At 70.3% G+C, this 6,695-nt stretch carries 10 protein-coding genes; 6 read left to right on the top strand and 4 right to left on the bottom strand.

Features of this window, described 5'->3' with window-relative positions:
* Window positions 1–132 precede the first annotated feature (132 nt).
* The 4 genes from ACE3O1_RS14275 to ACE3O1_RS14260 all read right to left on the bottom strand — a co-directional run bounded on the left by ACE3O1_RS14275 (window position 133) and on the right by ACE3O1_RS14260 (window position 2,706).
* The gene (locus ACE3O1_RS14275; RefSeq protein ID WP_374316162.1) at window positions 133–933 is read right to left on the bottom strand and encodes a DUF1206 domain-containing protein; all 801 of its coding nucleotides are present in this window, start codon (window positions 931–933) and stop codon (window positions 133–135) included.
* A gap of 71 nt (window positions 934–1,004) precedes the next feature.
* On the bottom strand, window positions 1,005–1,706 hold the full coding sequence (locus ACE3O1_RS14270; RefSeq protein ID WP_374316160.1) for a phosphatase PAP2 family protein: 702 nt from the start codon (window positions 1,704–1,706) through the stop codon (window positions 1,005–1,007).
* Window positions 1,699–2,160, bottom strand: a complete 462-nt coding sequence (locus ACE3O1_RS14265) for a hypothetical protein (protein ID WP_374316158.1) — start codon at window positions 2,158–2,160, stop codon at window positions 1,699–1,701. Before ACE3O1_RS14265 ends, ACE3O1_RS14270 begins: the two co-directional genes overlap by 8 nt.
* A gap of 9 nt (window positions 2,161–2,169) precedes the next feature.
* Window positions 2,170–2,706: a helix-turn-helix domain-containing protein gene (locus ACE3O1_RS14260; RefSeq protein ID WP_374316156.1), complete on the bottom strand. Its 537-nt coding sequence runs from the start codon at window positions 2,704–2,706 to the stop codon at window positions 2,170–2,172.
* A gap of 113 nt (window positions 2,707–2,819) precedes the next feature.
* Here ACE3O1_RS14260 and ACE3O1_RS14255 point away from each other — a divergent pair, with 113 nt between their 5' ends.
* The 6 genes from ACE3O1_RS14255 (at window position 2,820) to ACE3O1_RS14230 (ending at window position 6,564) form a co-directional block, all read left to right on the top strand.
* Window positions 2,820–3,050, top strand: a complete 231-nt coding sequence (locus ACE3O1_RS14255; RefSeq protein WP_374316154.1) for a helix-turn-helix domain-containing protein — start codon at window positions 2,820–2,822, stop codon at window positions 3,048–3,050.
* 10 nt (window positions 3,051–3,060) lie between these two features.
* The gene (locus ACE3O1_RS14250) at window positions 3,061–4,044 is read left to right on the top strand and encodes a hypothetical protein (RefSeq protein ID WP_374316152.1); all 984 of its coding nucleotides are present in this window, start codon (window positions 3,061–3,063) and stop codon (window positions 4,042–4,044) included.
* Window positions 4,035–4,256: a hypothetical protein gene (locus tag ACE3O1_RS14245; RefSeq protein ID WP_374316150.1), complete on the top strand. Its 222-nt coding sequence runs from the start codon at window positions 4,035–4,037 to the stop codon at window positions 4,254–4,256. The genes ACE3O1_RS14250 and ACE3O1_RS14245 overlap by 10 nt, the downstream gene beginning before the upstream one ends.
* A gap of 135 nt (window positions 4,257–4,391) precedes the next feature.
* On the top strand, window positions 4,392–5,639 hold the full coding sequence (locus ACE3O1_RS14240) for a flavin-dependent oxidoreductase (RefSeq protein ID WP_374316148.1): 1,248 nt from the start codon (window positions 4,392–4,394) through the stop codon (window positions 5,637–5,639).
* Entirely contained in the window at window positions 5,636–6,103 is a 468-nt protein-coding gene (locus tag ACE3O1_RS14235) for a MarR family transcriptional regulator (RefSeq protein WP_374316146.1), read from the top strand. The genes ACE3O1_RS14240 and ACE3O1_RS14235 overlap by 4 nt, the downstream gene beginning before the upstream one ends.
* Window positions 6,100–6,564, top strand: coding sequence for a DUF3237 domain-containing protein (locus ACE3O1_RS14230; protein WP_374316144.1), 465 nt, complete (start codon window positions 6,100–6,102; stop codon window positions 6,562–6,564). Before ACE3O1_RS14235 ends, ACE3O1_RS14230 begins: the two co-directional genes overlap by 4 nt.
* Window positions 6,565–6,695: the final 131 nt, after the last annotated feature.

Here is a 6,695-nt window from a genome sequence, read left to right as displayed (position 1 = left end):
ACCCGGCTGCTCACGCTCGCCGCCGCGTTCGAGGCGACGGGCGAGCGCCGAGCGGCCCCACCGCGAACCCCCCGGCTCGCGGACTGACCGGAGGGTGGCGGATGCTTCGGCCGAGGCATCCGCCCCACCGCCTCACATGCGGGCGTAGCGGGCGCGGGCGAAGCAGAACAAGCCGTAGACGATGAGCCCGCCGCCCACGATCCAGAGGATGAGGGGCCCGAACGGCAGTGCCGCCAGCGTGTGGAGGGCGGAGTCGATTCCCCCGGCGCTCTCGGGGTCGTTGGTGAGTGCGGCGACGACGAAGAGCACACCGGTCACGGCCACGGCGACGCCCTTGGCGACGTAGCCGACGACGCCGAAGGCCACGATGCCCTTTCGCGCGGTTCCGGCGGGGAGATCGAGGTGCTTCTCGAAGGCGCGGGTGAAGCCGCGCACGACGAACGCGATGCCGACGGCGAGGATGATGAGCCCGACGAGGATCAGGAGCGCGACGCCCCCGGGCGTCGACATCAGCTGGGCACTGAACGACTTCGTCGACTGCGACGAGTCCGAGCGACCTCCCAGCGCGTACACCAGGGCGGTGATCGCGATGGCGATGTAGGCGACCGCTGTTCCGATGAACTTGATCCGGTGGCCCCACTTCCTCTTGCTGTCGGGGTCGCGCTCGGCGACGGCCTCGGCGATCTGCCAGATGGCGAGCGCCGCCAGCCCGAGCGCGATGATCCAGAGCACGAAGACGCCGAGCGGCGCCTGACGGATCTGCTCCATTGCTCCGCCCTGGTCGGCGTTCTGCCCGCCGCCGGTGGTGATCGAGATCGCGAGCACGCCGATCACGATGTGGACGATCCCGAGGACGACATAGCCGATCCGCGCGATCGTGCGAAAGACGGTGGAGTCCTGCACCACGTGTGCAGCCGACTTTGCGTTGGTCATGTCCGAACAGTAGACCCGCTCGAGTCGTCACGACGGGGACTTGCTTTTTGCGCGCCGCCCAGGTTCGGTGTTCAGCTCGTCGCGCTCTGCGGCTGCGCCGACAATGCCCGTCGATCGCGGAAGGCCTCGACGGCCACCCAGACGATCGTCGCAACGGCGATCCCCTCGAGGAGGCCCGCGACCACATCGCTGAGCCAATGGGCGTGGAGGTAGCAGCGGCACCACATCATGTAGAGCACCCACACCGCGCCTGCCGCCCAGACGTACCAACGCCGCAGCAGAAGACCGAGGGTGACGGCGACGGTCGTCGCCACGGCGGTGTGGCCGGACGGGAACGAGGTCGCAACCGTCTCGGCGAGCGACTCCTCGGGCCGCAGGCGCGCGATCACCGCCGCCATCGGCGCGCCGATCGCCACCACGAGCACGATCGCGCTCGCGAGGGTGATCGCGTCCCACGGCCGTCGCCGCCACAGGAAGATGCCCACCAGCAGGATGCCGATGACGATCATCCCGATGGTTCCGCCGACGACGGCCGGGATCCAGGCCAGCACGAGACCCAGGTCGGTCTGGGTGGCCAGCATGAGGTCGTCGAACCACAGGTCGATCGGCAGCGGCTCGTGACCGCCGAGGGCGACGACCGTCCGCAGCACCACGAACGCCACGGTGGCGGCGACGCCCACGATCAGCGCGACGGTGCGACGCGCGTCGACCTCGGCCGGCGTGTCGTCGGACGCGTCGGCCGAGACGGGGACGTCCGGCGGGGCTTCAGTCATGGCGAGGCAGTCCGCTCTGGCGCTGCATCCGGAGGTGGGTGCGCATGAGCTTCTCGGTGACATCGAGCTCGAGCGCGACCACGGCAGGATCGTCGGTGATGCCGGCCAGCTCGGCCAGGCGACGCGGCCGGATCAGCCGCCGAGCGGCGATGCGGTCGGCGCGTTCCTCCTGCGATGCATCGGTCCCGACGTCGCCGTGCTCGAAGTGGACGATCTCGTGCGCGATCGCGCAGCGCTCGACCGCACCGTGCAGATCGGGTCGGACGAAGATGGCGGAGTACTCCTCGGAGTAGCAGGCCACCATGTCCGCCTCGGGGAGATCGGTGCGGTAGACGACGGGGATGCCGAGCATCCGAGCATGCTCCCACGGATCGTAGTCGCGGACGTCAGCCTTGTCCTCGAAGCCCCCGACCCCGTATAAGGAGGTCTGGGGCATGTCCAGAACGACGCTCATCGACTGTCCTCAGTTCTCCCCGCGGGCCGGATCGATCGGGGTGTTGTCCCTCGTCGCCGCCAGCTGGGCACCGTCGAGCGGAACGGTCTGGAGATCATCACCGGCACCCCCGACATCGCGGCGCGCCAGGGGCGTTACCTGCGCGAGACGGGCCGGATCCGGGTGCGCCAGAGCCGCGTCGGACAGCACGCCGATCGCGTCCGAGACCGCCGCCGCCCGGTGGGCGGGGTCGACGCGCCGGATGACGGGAGCGAGCATCTTCGTGTACGGACGGACGTCGAGATCGTCGTCGCCGTCGATGTCGACGCCGAGAGCGCGCATGAGCGCGAGGATCTTGTCGGCCTGCGGCGCGCTCTTGCCCTGGACGATGTTCCGGATGGTCCGCGCGGTGACGCCCGAGGCGTCGGCCAGCTCTTTCTGCTGCAGCTCGCTCCGCGCGATGAGTTCGACCAGCACGCGGGCATACCCGGCGCGCTCCTGGTGCGACGCCCTCTCGATCGCATAGCGGGTGAGGGGCAGGTCTTTCCTCTCGCCGGTCGCCTTCATGGCGGCAACGGTAGCAGTCTTTCCCTTTGGACGGCCCAGAGAGGAATGAGTTATCCACATCTTCCGGCACAGCCTGCATGTGGGAGGGAAAAACCAGTAGCGTCTTTCCCATCATGAGTCAGGCGCCCGGAACCGTTCTCCGCACATTGCGGGAGCTGACCGGGCTGGGCGTGAGCGAGGTGGCGGCACGAGCGAACGTCTCCGAGTCCTACCTCGTCCGCGTCGAGGCCGGTGAGGCGACGCCCACCGACGCGTGGCTCGGCTTCGTCGCGTCCATCCTGGCCGACGCCCTGATCGAGAAGTCCCCCGAGCCCGACGATCCCCCGGCATCCCCCCAGAAATGAAAGGAACACCATGAAGATCCGACGCCATTCTGCGCTCGTCGCAGGTATCGCCGCGCTCGCACTGCTCATCCCAGCGCTGCCGGCTCACGCAGCCGCGGACCCCGACGCTGCCGCTGACGCCCTCGCCGAGACCGTGGCCGAGGTGGCGCCCGCCGCCGTCGTCGCCGCCGATCTGGACGCCCATCCCACCGGCGTCGCGGCACCGCTCGAGGGCGGCGGCGAGACCGTCCTTGCGACCGACCCGTCCAACGGAATCGCGGTGACGGCGGCCGACGGCACGAACCTGCTGTCGTTCTCGCTGCCGGCCGCCGCCAGACTCGATGACGCCGCGATCGCCGATGACGGCTCGGTGTCCTACCTCGGCGACGCCAAGACGCCGTCGGTCAGCGTCCTCGCCGCCGAGGATGCGATCCGGGTCGCCACGGTCATCGACAGCCCCGCGCAGGCGCAGCGATTCTCGTACGACTTCGGAGAGGGAGCGACCGTCGAGATCCAGGAGGACGGCAGTGCGATCGTGTACGTGGTCGAACCGGTCACCGACCCCGAGACCGGCGAGACGACGGACGTCGAGAAGATCATCGCCGACATCGCCGCACCGTGGGCGAAGGATGCCAACGGTGCGGATGTGCCGACGCGGTACGTGGCCTCCGGGGCAGTGCTCACGCAGGTCGTCTCCCACGCCGCGGGCAAGCACGCCTACCCCGTGACGGCCGACCCGACGTTCGACCGGCCGAACATCTTCCAGTACCGCATCCGGTTCAACCGCGCCGAGACGGCGACCATCGCGTCCGGTGGGGCCGGTGTCATCGCCTCGATCGGCTGCGGCCCCATGCTTCCGGTCTGTGTCCTCGCCGGTAGCGTGATCTGGTGGAACGCGAGCGTCGCGCAGAACTCGAACCCGAAGCGCTGCGTCCAGATCACCGCGACGCAGCCCTACATCGTGGTCGGTCTCTACTGGTGGGTGAACACGTACAGCGGAGGTCCGTGCCGGTGACCCGCACACCGCACACGTGGTTCGGTGTGATCACCGAACCCGGACGCGAACTGATGCTGACCATCGGGATGTCGGCGCTCATCGCCGCTGCAACGGTCTTGTCCGTGCTGTTCCCCGCCTACGGAGCGTGGCTGTTCGCCGGAACAGCGCTCGTCGGCGTGGCCTGGTACAGGCACATGATGAAGCGCTGGCGCGCAGTGCGCCGCGATTGAGCCCCCGACTCCTGGGAGCGAGTCAGGCGGCCGTACCCCCCACGGTGGGGCCCCCAGAGCGGGGTGGGGGGGAGATGATTCACAAGCAAAACAAAATCCGCAGCGCGACAGGGCAGTCGCGCCGGAGAGGGCATCATGCGCATCGTCATCGTCGGAGCGGGAATCGGCGGGCTCGCGACCGCGCTGAGCCTGCACGAGGCCGGCTTCGAAGACATCCAGGTCTTCGACCGCGTTCCCGCGATCCGTGGGCTCGGCGTCGGCATCAATCTGCTTCCCCACGCCATGCGCGAACTGACCGAGCTCGGGCTCGCCGACCGGATCTCCGCGCTCGGTGTCGCACCGGCATCCCTCAGCTACTACAACCGGCACGGCCAGCTCATCTGGAGCGAACCGCGGGGGCTCGAGGCAGGCTACCGCTGGCCGCAGCTGTCGGTTCATCGCGGCCGTCTGCAGCTTGCGCTCCTCGACGCCGTGCAGGAGCGGCTCGGCGACGTCGTGCGCACCGACCACCGGCTGGTCGACATCTCCGAGCGCGACGATGCCGATGTCGCCCGGTTCGCGACTGCGCACGACGAGGTCGAGGTTCCCGCCGACGTCATCGTGGGGGCGGACGGCATCCACTCCGCCGTGCGTGCGCTGCACCACCCGGCGGATGGCGACCCGGTGTGGAGCGGCCTGACGCTGTGGCGCGGCACGGCGGTCGTCCCGTCCTACCTGGACGGGAGGTCGATGATCATGGCCGGAGACGGCGATCAGAAGTTCGTCGCCTACCCGCTTTCGGCACCGGATGCCTCGGGCCGCGCACGCGTGAACTTCATCGCCGAGCGCCGGGGCGTCGGGAGTCCCGACGTGGACTGGAACCGGTCGGTGGACCCGACGCCGATCGCCGAGCTGTTCCGCGACTGGAGGTTCGACTGGCTCGACGTGCCCGCCACGATCGCGGCCGCCGACGAGATCCTCGAGTATCCGATGGTGGACCGCAATCCGCTGCCGGCCTGGACACGCAGCCGCACGACGCTGCTGGGCGACGCGGCGCACGCCATGTACCCGAACGGCTCCAACGGCGGGTCGCAGGCGATCCTCGATGCCCGCACCCTCGCGTTCCACCTCGCGACCTCCGCCTCGATGGGCGAAGCCCTGGCGGCCTACGAGGCAGCCCGCCGTCCCGCCACCACCGCGCTGCTCGAGATGACGCGCCAGACCGGACCGGAGCGCGTCATGCACCTGGCGCACGAACGGGCGCCCGAGGGCTTCGGTCACGTGCACGACGTCATCCCCGAGACCGAGCTCGTCGAGATCGCCGCGTCGTACAAGCGCGCGGCGGGCTTCCACCCCGACGTGCTCAATGTGCGCGCCTCGCTGAGCGCGACGGTGGCGCGGTGAGCCTCGATGCGACTCGCCTCGCGGCAGTCATCTCCCCGCTGCGCCGGGCACTCCTCGCGGCCGCCCGCGACCGGGAGAACCTCCCCGACATCGCGGATGCGCAGATCGAAGTGATGCGCGCACTCCCCCGCGGCACCGTCGCCTCGCCCAGCGGGCTCGCGCAGACGCTGGGACTCGGGCGTTCGACGATCAGCAACCTCCTCGCGTCGATGGAGCGCGCCGGCCTCGTGACGCGACGGGCGCGCACCGACGATCGGCGCCAGGTGGACGTCGCCGCCTCCGACGAGGCGCTCGGATACTTCGACCGCTTCGACCGCGCCTCGGCGGCGATCGTGGCGGATGCCGCGGCATCCCTCTCGCCGGAGGACCGCGTCGCGCTGGAAGCCGCCGTCCCGGCACTCGAGCGCCTGCGCGACGCGCTCGTCGAGCAGCGGCGCCTCGCAAACGACGAGGGGGCCGCGTGAGCACGCCCACGGTGCCGGAGCTGGCGCCGGCTTTCGACGTGGTGGTGCACCTCGGCGGGGTGGACGACTACGGCGTCACCCGCGCCGGGCACCGGCGGATCATTCCGATCCTGGGCGGCACGATCACCGGAGAAGTCGAGGCGACGATCCTCCCCGGCGGAGCGGACTGGCAGCTCGTCCGCACCGACGGCGCCCTCGAGATCGACGGCAGATACTCCGCCCGCACCGCCGACGGGTCACTCCTCTATCTGCAGGTGTCCGGGGTGCGCAGCGGGCCTCCCGAGGTGCTCGCGGCGCTGCTGGCCGGGGAGGATGTCGCGCCGGACGCCTACTACTTCCGCACCACGCTGCGCGTCGAGACGTCGGCGCCCGTCCTGGCGCCGCTCGAGCATGCGGTGTTCGTCGCGTCCTGCCTCCGCGACGCCGCGTCGGTGCGCTACACCGCCTATCGGGTGACCTGAACGCGCGGGTCGCCGGCCCCGGCGTGCTGGCTCCGAGCTGAGGCGCCCGCCCGGCCCCGCACGCGGCGGAACCGGGCGGACGAGTCAGTTCAGGACGCGGGGACGAGCACGCGATCGATGGTGTGGATGAC

Origin of the sequence: Microbacterium sp. (genome assembly GCF_041909575.1) — a bacterium.
Classification (GTDB): domain Bacteria; phylum Actinomycetota; class Actinomycetes; order Actinomycetales; family Microbacteriaceae; genus Microbacterium.
The sequence above is the reverse complement of the archived record's forward strand: the minus strand, read 5'-3'. Positions and strand labels throughout refer to the sequence as shown.